This is a genomic window from Terriglobia bacterium, from assembly GCA_020073205.1.
GTDB lineage: Bacteria > Acidobacteriota > Polarisedimenticolia > Polarisedimenticolales > JAIQFR01 > JAIQFR01.
This window is the reverse complement of record JAIQFR010000040.1, coordinates 20,427-35,375: the sequence shown is the minus strand read 5'-3', so window position 1 is coordinate 35,375 and position 14,949 is coordinate 20,427. Positions and strand designations below refer to the sequence as shown.

The following is a 14,949-nucleotide window of genomic DNA, read 5'->3' as shown; positions in this document are numbered from 1 at the left end:
CATGCTGAGCAAAGCGGTCGTCACGGCCTCCAGGTCTCCGGTCTCGAAGTGATACTGAGGCATTCGCGCCGAAGGATTGACCGATGTGGGTTCGCCGACTTTGGCCTGTATATATGCCACCAGGGTGCGGGGGATCGAAGACGTGCCGAACTCGAGCTGCGAAACAGTCTTGCGTCCCACGTTGGTGAGCGCCGATGACGCTCTCGGGCGCCCCTTCCCCCCGCAGCGCGGCCTTTTCGGTCTCGAACGGCCCAGAGCTGATCGTCTGGGGAGGCCGGCAGAACCTCTACTACCCCGCCGACGGTGGCCGGTACGACCCGGCCACCGATACCTGGCAGCCGGTGCAGGCGGACGGAGCGCCTTCCGGCCGGGACAACGGCACGGCGATCTGGACGGGAAACCTCATGGTGGTCTGGGGTGGGTTTTCCGCCCAGGGCCTGCTCGACACGGGCGGGCGCTATGACCCCGCCAGCAACGCTTGGACGGCGACGTCCCGCATCGGGGCCCCTTTTGCCCGCTCGAACCATTCCGCCGTTTGGACCGGCACGGCGATGCTCGTGTTCGGCGGCGGCATCGCCCATCCCGTGTCCTCCGGGGGACGCTACTTCGTTCTCGACGACCCGGACGGCGACTGCGCCCAAAGCGCGTCGGACAACTGCCCGAACGTGTCCAACCCGGGACAGGAGGACGCCGATCTCGATGGCGTCGGCGATGCGTGCGACTGCGCGCCGACGGATGCGACGGCCTGGGCCGCGCCGTCCGAGGTGGACGGGCTGAGTTTCGTCGACAAGTCCACCGTCGGCTGGAACCCGCTCTCGGCTCAGGCGGGTCCGGGCACGGTCTACGACGTCCTGCGGGGCGACCTCGCGCAGCTCCCCGTCGGCGGTCGTGCGGCCGAGAGCTGCATGGTTTCGGGCGTCGCTGGCGGAACGGCCACCGACGCGAGCGAACCCGATTCGAATTCGGGGTACTACTACCTCGTCCGCGGCGGCAACGGTTGCGGAAAGGGGACCTACGGGTCCGTGAGCGGCGGGGCCGAGCGCCACGCCGCGGCCTGCCCCTGAGGAATCCGCCCGGATGACGCGGCTGTCCCGTCGGCACGGAGCACGGAGGACACTCGATCATGATCATCGGTGCGCATTCGATCATCTACAGCAAGAAGCCTGACGCCGACCGGGCCTTTCTGCGCGACGCGCTCGGGCTGCCCCATGTGGACGTCGGGGAGGGCTGGCTGGTCTTCGGATTGCCTCCCGCGGAGGTGGCCGTCCATCCGTCCGACCGGAACGACGTGCACGAGTTCTTTCTCATGTGCGACGACGTGCGGGCCCTGACCGTCGCGATGCGAAAGCGCGGTATCCGGTGCGGCGCAGTGCGGAATCAGGGCTGGGGTTTGCTCACGCAGCTGACCCTGCCGGGGGGCGGGAAACTCGGCATCTATCAACCCCGGCACGCACGGCCGAAGGCGATGAGCGCCAGGAAGAGCCCGCGCGGGGTGGCCGTGCGCGGGGCCAAGAAGGTGGCACGAACGCCGGACGAGTAGAAGGCCGGGGCCAGGGGTGAGGCGATCAACGCGGCTCGGTGCCGCCCCGCGAGAGGTGCAGCCGGTAGAGGCGCGCGTACTCTCCGTTCTGCGCCAGCAGCTCCTCGTGCGACCCGCGCTCGACGACTCGGCCGCGGCGCAGCACGAGGATCTGGCCGGCGTCGCGGATCGTGCTCAGGCGGTGGGCGATCACGACGCTGGTGCGGCCGGCGGTGAGGTTCCCGAGGGCGCGCTGGATCAGGAGCTCGGTCTCGGTGTCGATGTTGGCGGTCGCCTCGTCGAGCACGAGAACCGGCGGGTCGGCGGCGAGCGCGCGAGCGAAGCTGATCAGCTGCCGCTCGCCGCTCGAGAGGGTGCGACCGCCTTCCTCCAGCGGGGTGTCGAGGCCCTCCGGGAGCCGGGCGAGCAGCTGGTCCATCGCCGCCGCGCTCGCGCACCGCCGGACGCGGTCGTCGGGCAGGTCGAGGCCGAGGGTGACGTTCTCGCGCACGGTCCCGGCGAAGACGACGACCTCCTGCGGCACGATGGCGATCCCGGAGCGGAGGTTCCGCAGCCGGTAGTCGCGGACGTCCCGCCCGTCGACGAGGACGCCGCCGCTCGTCGGGTCGTAGAAGCGGGAGATCAGCCGGGCGATGGTCGTCTTGCCGGCGCCGGTGTCGCCGACGAGGGCGAGCATCTGCCCCTTGGGCGCCGCGAACGAGAGGCCGGCGAGGGCGTCCTCGTTCTTGCCGGGATAGCGGAAGGTCACGTCGCGGAACTCGATGCGACCGTCGCGAACGCGGAGCGACGGATCGGCGCCGGTCAGGTCGGTGATGCCCGCCCTCGCGTCGAGCACGTCGACGATCCGCTCGCCCGAGGTCAGCGCGGCCTGGATCACGCTGAACTTCTCCGTCAGGTTGCGCACGGGCACCCAGAGGCGCGTCGTGTACTGCAGGAACGTCAGGAGCACGCCAACCGTGAGGGTGCCCAGGGCGACGCGGGTGGCGCCCGAGGTGAGCACGAGCGCGGTCGCGCCCGCGGCGGTCAGCAGCATCGCGGGGCGCAGGAAGCCCCACGCCTGGACGGCGCGAGTGATCGAGGCCTGGTGGGCGAGCGTCAGCCCGCGGAACTCGGCGCGCCGCCGGTCCTCGGTGCGGTAGAGGTGGTTCTCGCGCATGCCGGCGAGGTTCTCGGCGAGCCAGGCGTTCATGCGCGACTGGACCGCGGCGTTGGTGCGCAGCGCGTCGCGGCCGAAGACGCGGTAGAGGTAACCGACGCCGGCGAGCAGCGGAAAGGTGGCGATCAGCATCAGCGCCAGCCGGGGGTCGAGCGCGATCATCACCCCCGCGAGGACGATCACGAAGAAGAGGTCGCGCAGCCCCTGGGCGAAGACGTCCGAGAACAGCTCGGCGAGCGCCTGGACATCGAACGTCGTCCGGTTGACCAGGCGTCCGACGGGGTTCTCCTGGAAGAACCGGGCGTCCATGCTCACCACGTGCCCGAACACGTCCACCCTGAGGTCGTGGACGACGGTCTGGCCGAGCGTCTGGACCAGATACGACGTCGTCACGGCGATCGCCCAGCGCGCGAGCCAGACTCCGAACAGCACCGCGCCGTAGCCGGCGACGAGGGCGAGGGTGCTCGGAAGGGCCACGGCGCCGGCGGCCGTACCCTTCAAGACCCCGACGTGAGCGGCGAGCCAACGGCCCACGGGTCCCGCGACGGCGTCGAGCAGGTGGGCGGGGCGGGGGACGCCGACGATCCGGTCCACGGCGAGGCCGACCGTGTACCCGGGCAGGGTCATCGTGATCGCCTCGATCACCGCGAGGGTCACGGCGATGGCGGCGAGGCCGGGGTGCGGCGCGAGGTAGCGGGCGAGGCGCCTCAGGAGCGCCGCGTCCCACAGGCGCGACTGGACCCGCTCCTCCTCGAGCATGCGTGCGAGGACGGCGTCTCGCGACGCGTCGAGCGCCTTCCGCTCGATGCGGCCTGGGGGCGAAACCCGCCGCGCGGCGTTCACGCGGAACCTCCACCGTCGGCGTCCGCGTCCCGCTCCTCGCGCATCTGCTCGCGGGCGATCGAGGCGTAGTAGCCGTCCCGCGCCATCAGCTCGCCGTGGGTGCCGCGCGCGGCGATCCGGCCGCCGTCGAGGACGATGATCTCGTCGGCCGGGGCCACCGCTCGCACGCGGTGCGAGACGACGATCGCGCTCCGACCCCTGAACACCTCGCCGAGGTTGCCGAGGATCGCTTCCTCGGTTCGTGCGTCCACGGCGGACAGGCAGTCGTCGAGGACGAGGATCCGCGGGTCCGCCGCGATCGCGCGAGCGATCGCGAGCCGCTGCCGCTGCCCGCCCGACAAGCTGTACCCGCGCTCGCCCAGCAGCGTCTCGAACGCCTCGGGCAACGCGGCGATCTCCTCGTCGATCGCCGACAGGCGGGCGAGGCGCCAGAGGTCGGGCCGCTCGCCCGCGCTCGCGAGCGAGACGTTGCCCTCGACCGTGTCCCCGAAGAGGAAGGTGTCCTGCGGCGCGACCACGACGGCGCGGCGCAGGCTGTCCAGCGTGAGATCCCGGACGTCGACGCCGTCGAGCAGCACGGCGCCGGGCGGCGGGTCGTAGAGCCGCGCGAGGAGGCTGACGAGCGTGCTCTTGCCGCTCCCGACCGGGCCGACGATCCCGAGAGTCCGGCCCGGGGCGAGCGTGAGGTCGATCCCGTCGAGCGCCGGCTTTGCCCCCGCGGCGAACGAGAAGGTCAGTCCGCGCACGACGAGCTCGCCGGGTCCCTTCGCCTCCGTCGCGCCGGGGGCGTCGCGGATCTCGGCCGGCTCGGCGAACAGCGCCTCGAGCCGCTGCGTCGAGGCGCGACCGCGCTGGAACAGCGACCAGGCCCAGCCGAAGCCGATCATCGGGCCCGAGAGGTTGCCGACGAGGAAGAGGAAGGCGACGAACGTCCCGACGGTCATGCGGCCCCGGGCGATCTCAGCCCCGCCGAAGACGAGCACGAGGACCGTCGAGAGGCCGAGGAGGAGGTCGAGCGAAGGGTCGAAGAGCGACTGCACGCGGGCCAGAGAGAGGTTGAAGCCGAAGTGGCGGCGCGAGTGCTCGGCGAACCGCGCCTTCACGTGCTGCTCGCGGGCGTACCCCTGCACGATGCGGATGCCGGCGTACGACTCGCGGGCCCGCTCGGTCAGCTTCGCGAGGTCGGCCTGCACCGCGCCGAAGCGCTCGAACTCGGCGTGAGAGATCTTGTTGGTGAACAGCGCGATCAGCGGCAGGGGGACGAGGGCGGCAAGCGTCAGCGGCACCGAGAGCCCGAACATCACCCCGAGGACGAAGACCATCAGCATCGCGGTGTCGACCAGCAGCAGCGTCCCCGGTCCGTAGAACATGCGGATCGCCGCGACGTCCGCGGTCGCCAGCGACATCAGGTCGCCGGTCTTGGCGCGATCGTAGAACGGACGCGCGAGCCGCAGCAGGTGGTCGACCAGCCGGTTGCGCAGGGTCTGGCCGACGCGGTGCGACGCCACCGCCACCTCGACGAGCATCGGGTAGCGGCAGACGTTGGCGATGATCTGCAGGGCGAGGTAGCCGGCGATCGCGCCCGCGAGGGTGACGTGGGAGGGGTCGAGCCGCAGGAGGCGCAGGAGCGGCGGGGCGCCCGGCCTCGCGCCGCCCGATCGCACCGCACCCGGTCCCGGGGCGCCCCAGGCCGACGCGACGATGTCCACCGCGAGGGCGATGAAGAGCGGCCCGGCAACGTCGGCGAGGTTGACGACGAGGAGCGAGAGCAGTCCGCGGGCGTAGTGCTTCCGCTCCGGGCGCAGAAGCGACAGCATTCGCCGGACGTCCGTGGGGATAGCGCTCAAGGTCGACCGTCGCTCGCTGACTTGCTGGCGAGCGAGGGATTATAGCCCTGCCCGGGCCGCGGTGGCGCGTCGGACGGCGGGTGAGACGCCGCTGGTGGTGGAGCCTGGACTTCGGCCCTCGCTCCCCCTATGCTCCCCTGTCGGAGACGGGAGGACCCTCCTCGGATGCCGGAAGCTTACGCCCAGCTCGCCCTCCATCGGCGGATGCTGCGGGATGAAGTCCGCAACGAGGCCTTCAGGAGGGCGATCGCGCAGGTGGTCGGGCCCGGCCAGGTCGTCCTCGACATGGGCGCGGGCACCGGAATCCTCAGCATCTTCGCGGCGAACGCGGGCGCGCGGACGGTCTACGCCGTCGAGCGCACGGACATCGTGATCGTCGCTCGGGAGATGGTCGCGCGAAACGGGTTCGCGGATCGCATCGAGGTGATCCAGGCCGACATCGAGGAGGTCCACCTTCCGGAGCAGGTGGAGGTCATCGTCTCCGAATGGATGGGCGGGCTCGGCGTCGATGAGAACATGCTCGCTCCGCTCGTCATGGCTCGCGATCGCTGGCTCGCGCCGGGCGGCAGGATCGTCCCCGAGCGCGTCACCGCATGGCTCGCGCCGGCGTGGATGCGCGATCTCGACGAAGGCCTCGCGCACTGGCGCGCACGTCCGCACGGCGTCGATACGACCGTGATCGCGGACATCAGCGCGAATGAACTGCTGATGACGCAGGCCCGCATCGCCACCGACGACCTGCTCGCGCCGCCGCAGATGTTGTGGACCCACGACGCCCGTACCTGCTCGCTGGCCGAGGCCGATCGGTCGTTCGTGGGCACCCCGGTGTTCACGGCGGCTCGCGCGGGCAGGTTCTCGGCACTCGCGGCGTGGTTCACCGCGGACCTGTGCGACGGCTGCGTTCTGACGAACGCCGTCGGCGCGCCCGATACCCACTGGGGGAGGATCTTCTTCCCCCTCGAGGAGACGATCGAGGTCGCCGAGGGCGCTCGGATCGGGGTCGAGCTGCACTGCGATCCGTCCTCTCCGGGTTGCTGCGAGTTCGACTGGTCGGTGACGATCGGCGATGGCGCGACCGAACGGCACGACACGCGCCCTCACGCGCGGGTGCGCTAGCGGCCCGTCGGGCGTCGCTGCCGGAGATCCCGGAACGTACAGGGTCAGCAGCAAGGGAACGCGAGCGTCCGTCGGTTGCTTCGCGTCATCGCATCGAGCGACGCCGGCCGAAGCCCGCCCTTGGCTCTCCGCCAGCCCCCGGTGCCGGCCCGATCTCCGCATCCATGGCGACGGCACGGCCGGCCGGCGTGAGCTCGTAGAGGCGCACGCCAGCGATGTCGCGTACGGGGCGCGCCCCCTCTCGATCGGCGTATTCGGCGACGAGATTCAGGAGCTCCGCGGCGACGAGGCCATCGATGGGACCGGCGGGGCCGCGGACGCGCTCGCGCCCGGCGCCGACGGTCACCTCGCCGTCCATCGTGACCACGGCGGTGATGTAGCCCCGCGATCGGAGGGCCGCCACCAGGAGCTGGCGCTGCCGTTCGGTGAGGTGGGTCATTCCCTTGCCCCGGCGGTCGTGACGAAGCCCCCATGCGGACGTGAACGCTGACGACCTTGTACACCTGAACCGCCCCGGAAGGCAAGGGAGATCTCGTGACCTCGGTGATCCGTTCCGGCGCGACGGGAATCGGAGGGGCTCTCGGTCATGCCATTCCGTCGTTGTTGCCGAGCCCCTCGACGTCGGTGATACTCGGAGGCGTGTGCGCCCGCTTCACTCTCATGCTGCCATGGGCCGAGGTGGTCCGGCTCCTGGGCGGCCGCGCCGGCGTCCACGGCAAGCCGAGCTGGAACGTCGCACCGACCCATCAGGTCGCGATCATAGAGGGCGGGGGCTCCGACCGGCACCTCGTGAGCGCGCGGTGGGGACTTCGGGTGCCGTGGACGACGAAGCCGATGATCAACGCGCGCTCGGAGACGGCCGCCCAAAAACCCACGTTCCGAAAGGCCCTCGAGGAGAGGCGGTGCTTGATCCCGACCACAGGCTTCTACGAATGGCGATCCGAGGGCGGTCGGAAGAGACCCTATCTGTTCCGGCGGCAGGACGGAGCGCCCTTCGCCTTCGCCGGGATCGTCGACTTCGACAAGACGGAGGGAGAGGTCGCCGCCGCTTGCGCGATCCTCACGACGTCGGCATCGGCGTTCATGCGGCAGTTCCACGAGCGGATGCCGGTCATCCTCGATGAGTCGGCGTGGGACTTCTGGCTCGATCGATCCTTGACGGACGCGGCGGCGGTCACGCACCTGCTTCGGCCCGCTCCGGACGACGTCCTGGTCGCCATTCCCGTCTCGCCGCGGGTCAACAATCCTCGGAACGACGATCCGAGCTGCGTCGAGCCGGAGGGGGAAGGAATTCGGCCGAATGTCCGCTGATCGATGTCCGATGGGTCGCCTTGGCCGATCGAGGAGGTTGGGGGCCGCATGCGTCGGCCGCTGATCATCGCGGTCACCCAGCCGCCGTGCATCCCTTACGACGTCGCGGCGAACGCGGTGACGCACGCGGGGGCCGTTCGCTCCGCGGAGGCCCGGGTGGTGGTCTTTCCCGAGCTCTCCCTGACCGGGTACGAGCTGGATGCCCCGGCGATCACGGTCGGGGACCCGCGGCTGACGCCGATCGTCGAGGCGTGCGCCGAGACGGGGTCGTTGGCGCTGGTGGGTGCTCCCGTGCACGGCGAGGCGGGCCGGTCGCACATCGCGATGGTGGCCGTCGAAGGATCCGGGGCCGCCGTGGCCTACCGCAAGATGTGGCTGTCCACGACCGAGGCCGACCGGTTCTCCGCGGGGAGCAAGCCCGCCGCGCTCGACGTCGACGGCTGGCGGCTCGGCCTTGCCATCTGCAAGGACACCGGAAGCCCGCAGCACGCGTCCGACACCGCCGCCTTAGGGATCGACGCCTACGTTGCCGCCACCTTGAAGTCCGCCGAAGAGGCGGCCGTCCAGGACGAGCGCGCCCGTCGCGTGGCCGCGAGCCTCCACGTCTGGGTCGCGGTGGCCAGCTTCGCCGGGTCGACCGGCGGCGGTTTCGCGCGGGCCGCCGGCCGTTCGAGCATCTGGAGTCCCGAGGGGGTCGTGGTCGCCCGGGCGGGGCCCGAGACCGGCGCCATCGCCCGCGCGACGCTCGTGTGATCACGAGAACCGACGACCGAGCCACGGGGGCACGCGGGCGTCACGACCCAACGGATAATCCCCATCCCATTCAATGCCAAGCCGGCTCCCGTCGAGAGCTTTTCCTTGACACGAGCTTTCCCGACGCGTACGTATGAAGCGTCGATACACGCGGGGAATTTCTGCGCGATGAGTTGCCCCTGTCCGTGGCCCGTTGCCGATGCCGTGCAGTGGGGCGCTTCTCGTGCTCACGCCCGTTTCCCGGTGGGGTCTCAGCGGATCGGAGGACTCGATGGGCGTCAAAGTGGCCGGCTCGGCCTCGAACAGCACAATGAGCGCAAACGACCCCGCATTCTGTGACACGTGTCTAGCGACCTCGGACGGGGACGGGGAGAGGTGGTTCGACGCCGTCCTTCGCGCCATCGGCGACGCGGTGCTCACGTTCGACGGCGAGGGGCGCGTAACGTACCTGAACGCCGCGGCCGCGGCGATCACGGGCTGGCCCGTGGAGCAAGCGCGGGGCAGGCACGTGACCGAGGTCCTGCGGGTCGAGGACCCGGTGCGGGGCACGATCCTGTCCGATCCCGTCTCGTGGGTCGCCGAATTCGAGGGGGCGGAGCTGCGGGTGGAATCGCGCCGCGGCGGCTCCGTCGAGGTCCAGGGCCTGTGCAGGCGGATCGGAGAGGAGAGCGGCGCGTCGGTCCGCCACGTTTGCGTCTTTCGGGACGTTTCGGCCCGCATTGCCGCGGAGAGTCGGGCGGCTACCGCACTTCGAGATCTCGGGAGCGCAAACGCCAGGCTCGAGAGCAAGCGGTCGCTCCTGCAGACCATGTTCCAATCCGTGCCCTGCGGGATCCTGGCCGTCGACAGGGAGAGCCGGATCCACGCGCTGAACCCGTACGTAGAGACCCTCTTCGGCGTGACGTCGGCGGAGGCGCTGGGGAAATTGATCGGGGACGCCCTCGGCTGCGCCCGCCTGCCGAACGCGCCGTGCGCGGATTGCCCGGTGGGACAGGCCGATCGTTGCGGGCTCCGGTGTCTCGTAGCCGAAGCCTTTCGGCGCGGGACCGCCGTGCGCGCGGACAGGAAGTTCGAGGTGTTTTCGGAGGGTCGACGCCGGACGCTCCGGTTGTCCGTCGGCGCATCCCTGGGGCGGCTCGGTGTCGAAGAACTCTGTTTCCTCCTGATCGATGACCGCACGGAGGTTCATTCACTGAGGCGCGCCCTCCGAACCGAGGTCTCCTTTTCGGGAATCGTCGGTCGCGACGCGAAGATGCAGGAGCTCTTCGAGACGATTCGCGAGGCGGCCGATTCCACCGCTCCCGTCATCGTGCAGGGGGAGAGCGGGACGGGAAAGGAGCTCGTCGCGACCGCCATCCACGCGCAAGGGGCTCGCGCCGCCGGACGCTTCGTGGCGGTGAACTGCGGGGCCCTGCCGGACACGCTGCTCGAGAGCGAGCTGTTCGGCTACGTGAAGGGCGCCTTCACCGGGGCGGTCCGGGACCGGAAGGGCCGCTTCGAGCTGGCCGACGGCGGGACGCTCTTCCTCGACGAGGTGGGGGAGCTGAGTCCGGCGACGCAGGTGAAGCTGCTCCGGGTGGTTCAGAGCGGCACCTTCGAGCGGCTCGGGAGCGAGCGGACGATCTCCGTCGACGTTCGGATCATCAGCGCGACCAACCGGGACCTCCAGCGGGAGGTGGTCGAGGGGCGGTTCAGGAGGGACCTCTTCTACCGCATCTGCGTGGTGCCCATCACGGTGCCGCCGCTCCGGGAGAGGAGCGGGGACATCCCCCTCCTGGTGGATCACGTCCTTGCGCGCATGGCAGGGGCACGCGGCCGCGATGTGCTCGAGATCTCTCCCGAGGCGATGTCGCTCCTGAGCGAGCACAGCTGGCCGGGCAACGTGAGGGAGCTCGAGAACGTGCTGCAGTTCGCGTTCGTGAAGTCGCGAGGGGAGCGCGTGGGGCCCGAGCACCTGCCCGCGGCGCTCGCGAAAGCGCGCGCCTCGATCCGCCTCCAGCCGTCGAAGGCGAAGCGCCTCACGGAGGAGTCGGTCATGGAAGCCCTCAGCGAGACGCACGGCAACCGGCTCCAGGCCGCCAAGCGTCTCGGGGTATCGAGGGCCACGCTCTACCGCTTCCTCGACGACCTGGCGGACGCCCGCGCTCGCGGCTCGACGCCGCCGAGCTGAGCCGCCGCGTCTCGTGCCGCCGTCCGCCGCGCGCGGACCGCCTTTAACGAGGATGCGAATCCAGGGAACGAAGGTTCCGGAATTCGCCCGACCTTTGCTCCAATTTCCGCTTGACAATGAGATTCGTCTCGGAATTAAGTCGGGTCATCACGATAGAATGGATCTCCCGGGGCTACCCGAGGGCGAGAGTCCTGTACGGGCCCCGGAGAGGGGGAGGAGTTCTATGTTCGGGAAGAGGCTCTCCACGCTCCTCTGGGTCATCCTGTTCTTCAGTGTCACGTTCGCGTTCGCGAAGCCGGCTAAGGTCGACGCTCCGGACCTCCGCCAACAGACGGTCCCGACCTTGCCAACGAATGACGTGGGGATGAAGGCCAGGCTCGCGATCACGGACCCGGTGCAATTGAGGTTCCTGTACTTCTCGCATCAGGACAACCCCTTCTCGCCCATGAATCAGGACGGGAGGCAAGACCTCGACACCCTGACGATTGTCTTCGCGGCGGGGCCGCTCCTCCCGCGGAGCAGCGTCAGGCCCGTCGCGTACGCCAACCCACTCGATCTCATCAACAACTATCGGACCAACCGCCACGTGATCGTGCGCTTCGATTGCGGGATCTCGAACCCGAACGGTGCCCCGATCCGCGCACTCCACCTGGACGTCGAATACACGCCCCCGTTGAACGTCGTCGTTCTTCCCATGGCGGATGGGACCATGGCCCCGTTCGCGAGAGTTACGGCCACGATTCCGTGGAACGGCCGCGACACGGCGGGGAGCTTCGTCGACGACGGCGTCTACCCGTACGCTCCGACGGCCGACCTCGACTCCTTCACGGGCGACCTCCAGGGGACGGGGAACATCGCCGTACTGACGCCTCCTGGCGACTACGTGCTCGCGGAGGTGGGCCCACCGAAGGCCACCGACCCATCCCAAATCGTCATGCCGCTCGCAAGAACGATCACGGTGGACAACACGCCGCCGGAGATCACGAACGGCCAGCCGGGCGACGGCGCCATTATCACGGCGCGCCGACCGGTGATCGACGGCACGCTCTCGGACAACCTGTCCGGCCTGGTCGCCGACACCGTCCAGGTCGCGCTGGACGGCGTCGATCGCACGGCCGAAGCCGAGATTTCCGATTCGGGTTACAGCTTCACGCCGGGCGCGGACCTCGACCTTGGAGAGCACGCTCTGACGGTGACGGTCGAGGACCTGGCCGGCAACCAGGCGAGCGCGACGTTCCACTTCACCGTCGCGAGCGAGTGACCCGCCGGCAGAATCCTGAAGGTCCATTCCTCGACGGACAGCGCCCCGCTCGACCTGCGGCTGGCGTTCTGGCGCCGGCCCCGTCACGAAGGCGAGATGCTCCCCGTCGACTCGCGCTCAATGACTCGCGTCGAGCCGGCGCGACATCAGCGGCTTCCGGGACCAGGAGCTCCTCCGTCCGACGAGAAAGAGCGCGGCGAACGCTCGCTCCGCGGACGATCTCTCGGGCCAAGCGGCCCAGCGCCGCACGAGGGTCTCCGCCGCCCCTTGTCCCGTCGCGCCTTCTCGCGAGTACGCGGCGCCGTCCACCACGAGCACCGGGATCCCGTCCGACGACTCGCTCCGCCGCGTCGTCAGGTGGACCCCGTTCGCCAGGCGAACCGTGTGCACCTCGGTCATCGATCGCACGGCCCCTCCGGATCGGCTTCGTCGCCGCAACCTCGATGGTGCGTCGGTCTCCGCGGGGTTCGAGCAGCTCAGCGAGCTAGGACGATCGCTGGATCGGCTGCTCTTCGACGACGGCCGTTTCCCACCGATCGGCCAGATCGCCGTCGGGCACCAGGTCGCCGGTCTCCAGCGACCGAAGGAGCGGGCCGGTGATCCCGATCCGTGACGCGACCTGAACCACGGACAGGCCGCGCGCACGACGCAGTCCTCGCAACTCGTCGGGCCGCATCACTCCTCCCACGCAGTCCCCTTGGTGCCGATCTCGACGGTCCGCGCCCGAAGCGCGACAAAGCATTTTCCATCGTCCATGAACGTCCTCCTTCTCATCGGGAGATGGCCGGGACTTCTCAGGACGCTCGACGTGCCGCTATTGTACGGTGGAACACGTCTACCGACAATCCCGTATACTTCTAATGTCACAAGGCCACCTTGGGAAGAGCATGACTTGGAGCAAGGTTCGGGGGATTCTCGTCGAAGCATCATCGGCCAAGAGGAACTGCCGCCCACCCCGGGACCCGCGGAGGGTGGAGGCGAGACGGTGGGTCGGCGAAAGGGTCGATCATCTGCGCTCGAGACAGGGTGTCTCCGGCCTCGGATGCCGGAACGCCAGGTCTGTGGGATGATGCGGAATCGTGTGGGACCTGCCGAGGATCATCCAGGGCGGCATGGGCGTCGCCATCTCGAACTGGCGGCTGGCGCGGACCGTCTCTCGCCTGGGCCAGCTGGGGGTAGTCTCCGGCACGGCCCTCGACCAGATACTGGCCCGGCGCCTCGAGGATGGCGATCCCGGGGGGCACATGCGCCGCGCGATGGACGCCTTCCCGTTCCCTGCCATGGCCGAACGCGTATGGAAGGCCCATTACCTCCCCGGAGGCAAGGCGCCCGGCGCCCCGTACACGCGCACGCCGTTCCACGGTCTGGAATGCCCGCGACCGCTCGCCGAGCTGGGGATCGTCGGCAACTTCGTCGAGGTCTTCCTCGCGCGCGAAGGCCACACGAACCCCGTGGGGATCAACTACCTCGAGAAGATCCAGCCGCCCCACCTCATCGCCATCTACGGCGCGATGCTCGCCGGGGTCGGCTACGTCCTGATGGGGGCCGGCATTCCGCTGAAGATCCCGGGGGTTCTCGACGCGTACGTCGAGCACCAGCCGGCCACGTATCCTTTGTACGTGGTCGGCGCGCAGAAGGGGGACGACACCGCCCTGCGCTTCACGCCGCGCGAGTTCATGGAGCGCGACCTGCCCCCGCTCGTTCGCCCACGCTTCCTCCCGATCATCGCGTCGAACACCCTCGCGGTCACGATGATCAAGAAGGCCAACGGGAGGGTCGACGGCTTCGTCGTCGAGGGCCCGACCGCCGGCGGCCACAACGCCCCGCCCCGCGGTAAGCCCGCGCTCAGCGATCGGGGCGAGCCGGTCTACGGGGACCGGGACAAGGTCGATCTCGCGAAATTGCGCGACCTCGGCTTGCCGTTCTGGCTCGCCGGCGGTTTCGGCGCGGCCGGCGGCCTGCAGCAGGCCCTGGAATCCGGCGCCGCGGGCGTGCAGGTCGGCACCGCGTTCGCCTACTGCGCCGAATCCGGACTTCGCGACGATTACCGACAGGCGCTGCTGGAAAAGGTCGCCAGGGGCGAGGGGCGGGTCTTCACGGACCCGCTCGCCTCTCCTTCGGGCTTCCCCTTCAAGGTCGTCCAGCTCGAAGGATCGATCTCGGAGCGCGCCGTCCAGCTCGCCCGGCGCCGCGTCTGCGATCTCGGCTACCTTCGCGAAGCGTACCGCACGCCGGACGGCCGGATCGATTTCCGGTGTCCTTCAGAGCCCCTGTCCGCGTACGTCGCGAAGGGCGGAAGGGTGGAGGACACCGTCGGCCGGACGTGCATTTGCAACGCGCTCGTGACCACGGCGGGCGCGCCCCAGATTCGCGGACAGGGGAGGTTCGTGGAAGCCGGAATCGTGACGTCCGGCGACGATCTCACGGGACTGGCCCGCTTCATGCGCCCCGGCTCGACGTCCTACACCGCCGCCGACGTCATCCGCGTCATCCTCAACGGCGGCGAATCGTCACTCTAGGGCCGAGCGAGCGGTCGTGAGGCGTCACGCCTCCGGCCGGTCGATCCAGAGCCGCGAGTCCTCGTGGTAGATGCCCAGTGCGGCAATTCGGCCGCGCCATTCCGAGGCCTCTGGCGGCGACACCCAGCCGGCCAGCTCCATCGCCGCGAGCAGGCGGAGAGCGTCCGGCAGCTCTTCCGGCTCGAGCTCCCACACCAGCTCGTCGAGGCGTGTGGCGATCATGCCGAGAATCTACGTCGATTTGACCGCGCCTGAAAGGAATGAATTCGCCGGTGCGGATCGGCGGACCGCGACGCGCGCCGCGTCGTGGAGGGCAGCGCGGGCGGGGGAATTCCGTCCCGTTCATTGCGAATTTGAAAGCCGCAAGCTGCTTTTCGCTTGACTCGCGCAGTCGCGACCCGTACTTAGCATTCCTGCACGCATTCGGGGGGCT

Annotated in this window: 14 protein-coding genes and 1 pseudogene; 8 read left to right on the top strand and 7 right to left on the bottom strand. The window is 69.7% G+C overall.

Annotation, left to right across the window (positions count from 1 at the left end; all coding sequences use genetic code 11):
- A partial coding sequence (locus LAO51_10310; GenBank protein MBZ5639129.1) for a hypothetical protein occupies positions 1–180 on the bottom strand: 180 nt, incomplete at its 3' end.
- Positions 181–194: 14 nt separating this feature from the next.
- Here LAO51_10310 and LAO51_10305 point away from each other — a divergent pair.
- Together LAO51_10305 and LAO51_10300 are read left to right on the top strand one after the other, a co-directional pair.
- Positions 195–1,064 (top strand): hypothetical protein, encoded by an 870-nt coding sequence (locus LAO51_10305; protein ID MBZ5639128.1) that lies wholly within the window; start codon positions 195–197, stop codon positions 1,062–1,064.
- A gap of 59 nt (positions 1,065–1,123) precedes the next feature.
- Positions 1,124–1,459 (top strand): annotated as a pseudogene (locus tag LAO51_10300) (extradiol dioxygenase).
- Positions 1,460–1,565: 106 nt separating this feature from the next.
- On the opposite strand, the gene LAO51_10295 reads toward LAO51_10300, so the two are convergent.
- Positions 1,566–3,539 carry an ABC transporter ATP-binding protein/permease gene (locus tag LAO51_10295; protein ID MBZ5639127.1) on the bottom strand — a complete coding sequence of 658 codons (1,974 nt, stop codon included), beginning with the start codon at positions 3,537–3,539 and terminating at the stop codon, positions 1,566–1,568.
- Positions 3,536–5,356 carry an ABC transporter ATP-binding protein/permease gene (locus LAO51_10290; GenBank protein ID MBZ5639126.1) on the bottom strand — a complete coding sequence of 607 codons (1,821 nt, stop codon included), beginning with the start codon at positions 5,354–5,356 and terminating at the stop codon, positions 3,536–3,538. The genes LAO51_10295 and LAO51_10290 overlap by 4 nt, the downstream gene beginning before the upstream one ends.
- A 195-nt stretch (positions 5,357–5,551) precedes the next feature.
- Here LAO51_10290 and LAO51_10285 point away from each other — a divergent pair, with 195 nt between their 5' ends.
- The gene (locus tag LAO51_10285; GenBank protein MBZ5639125.1) at positions 5,552–6,502 is read left to right on the top strand and encodes a 50S ribosomal protein L11 methyltransferase; all 951 of its coding nucleotides are present in this window, start codon (positions 5,552–5,554) and stop codon (positions 6,500–6,502) included.
- Positions 6,503–6,587: 85 nt separating this feature from the next.
- Here LAO51_10285 and LAO51_10280 read toward each other — a convergent pair whose 3' ends face one another.
- The gene (locus LAO51_10280; GenBank protein MBZ5639124.1) at positions 6,588–6,941 is read right to left on the bottom strand and encodes a hypothetical protein; all 354 of its coding nucleotides are present in this window, start codon (positions 6,939–6,941) and stop codon (positions 6,588–6,590) included.
- 95 nt (positions 6,942–7,036) lie between these two features.
- On the opposite strand from LAO51_10280, the gene LAO51_10275 reads away from it, so the two are divergent.
- The 4 genes from LAO51_10275 to LAO51_10260 all read left to right on the top strand — a co-directional run bounded on the left by LAO51_10275 (position 7,037) and on the right by LAO51_10260 (position 11,997).
- Positions 7,037–7,813: an SOS response-associated peptidase gene (locus LAO51_10275; protein ID MBZ5639123.1), complete on the top strand. Its 777-nt coding sequence runs from the start codon at positions 7,037–7,039 to the stop codon at positions 7,811–7,813.
- Positions 7,814–7,861: 48 nt separating this feature from the next.
- Positions 7,862–8,566 (top strand): carbon-nitrogen hydrolase family protein, encoded by a 705-nt coding sequence (locus tag LAO51_10270; protein MBZ5639122.1) that lies wholly within the window; start codon positions 7,862–7,864, stop codon positions 8,564–8,566.
- Positions 8,567–8,837: 271 nt separating this feature from the next.
- Positions 8,838–10,736 carry a sigma 54-interacting transcriptional regulator gene (locus tag LAO51_10265; protein MBZ5639121.1) on the top strand — a complete coding sequence of 633 codons (1,899 nt, stop codon included), beginning with the start codon at positions 8,838–8,840 and terminating at the stop codon, positions 10,734–10,736.
- Positions 10,737–10,959: 223 nt separating this feature from the next.
- Positions 10,960–11,997: a hypothetical protein gene (locus LAO51_10260; protein ID MBZ5639120.1), complete on the top strand. Its 1,038-nt coding sequence runs from the start codon at positions 10,960–10,962 to the stop codon at positions 11,995–11,997.
- Positions 11,998–12,114: 117 nt separating this feature from the next.
- On the opposite strand, the gene LAO51_10255 is transcribed toward LAO51_10260, so the two are convergent.
- Positions 12,115–12,405: a hypothetical protein gene (locus LAO51_10255; protein MBZ5639119.1), complete on the bottom strand. Its 291-nt coding sequence runs from the start codon at positions 12,403–12,405 to the stop codon at positions 12,115–12,117.
- A 76-nt stretch (positions 12,406–12,481) separates the two neighbouring features.
- Positions 12,482–12,673, bottom strand: a complete 192-nt coding sequence (locus LAO51_10250; protein ID MBZ5639118.1) for a helix-turn-helix domain-containing protein — start codon at positions 12,671–12,673, stop codon at positions 12,482–12,484.
- A gap of 436 nt (positions 12,674–13,109) precedes the next feature.
- Here LAO51_10250 and LAO51_10245 point away from each other — a divergent pair, with 436 nt between their 5' ends.
- Positions 13,110–14,516, top strand: coding sequence for a nitronate monooxygenase (locus LAO51_10245; protein MBZ5639117.1), 1,407 nt, complete (start codon positions 13,110–13,112; stop codon positions 14,514–14,516).
- A gap of 24 nt (positions 14,517–14,540) precedes the next feature.
- Here the strand turns inward: LAO51_10245 and LAO51_10240 are convergent, their stop codons facing one another.
- Positions 14,541–14,738, bottom strand: a complete 198-nt coding sequence (locus LAO51_10240) for a hypothetical protein (GenBank protein ID MBZ5639116.1) — start codon at positions 14,736–14,738, stop codon at positions 14,541–14,543.
- Positions 14,739–14,949: the final 211 nt, after the last annotated feature.

Bases quoted from the DNA above. Each gene is read 5' to 3' on its own strand.
- LAO51_10305 (MBZ5639128.1), top strand. From the start codon at position 195: ATGACGCTCTCGGGCGCCCCTTCCCCCCGCAGCGCGGCCTTTTCGGTC.
- LAO51_10240 (MBZ5639116.1), bottom strand. From the start codon at position 14,738: ATGATCGCCACACGCCTCGACGAGCTGGTGTGGGAGCTCGAGCCGGAA.
- LAO51_10265 (MBZ5639121.1), top strand. From the start codon at position 8,838: ATGGGCGTCAAAGTGGCCGGCTCGGCCTCGAACAGCACAATGAGCGCA.
- LAO51_10245 (MBZ5639117.1), top strand. From the start codon at position 13,110: ATGGGCGTCGCCATCTCGAACTGGCGGCTGGCGCGGACCGTCTCTCGC.
- LAO51_10290 (MBZ5639126.1), bottom strand. From the start codon at position 5,356: ATGCTGTCGCTTCTGCGCCCGGAGCGGAAGCACTACGCCCGCGGACTG.
- LAO51_10280 (MBZ5639124.1), bottom strand. From the start codon at position 6,941: ATGACCCACCTCACCGAACGGCAGCGCCAGCTCCTGGTGGCGGCCCTC.
- LAO51_10250 (MBZ5639118.1), bottom strand. From the start codon at position 12,673: ATGCGGCCCGACGAGTTGCGAGGACTGCGTCGTGCGCGCGGCCTGTCC.
- LAO51_10260 (MBZ5639120.1), top strand. From the start codon at position 10,960: ATGTTCGGGAAGAGGCTCTCCACGCTCCTCTGGGTCATCCTGTTCTTC.
- LAO51_10285 (MBZ5639125.1), top strand. From the start codon at position 5,552: ATGCCGGAAGCTTACGCCCAGCTCGCCCTCCATCGGCGGATGCTGCGG.
- LAO51_10270 (MBZ5639122.1), top strand. From the start codon at position 7,862: ATGCGTCGGCCGCTGATCATCGCGGTCACCCAGCCGCCGTGCATCCCT.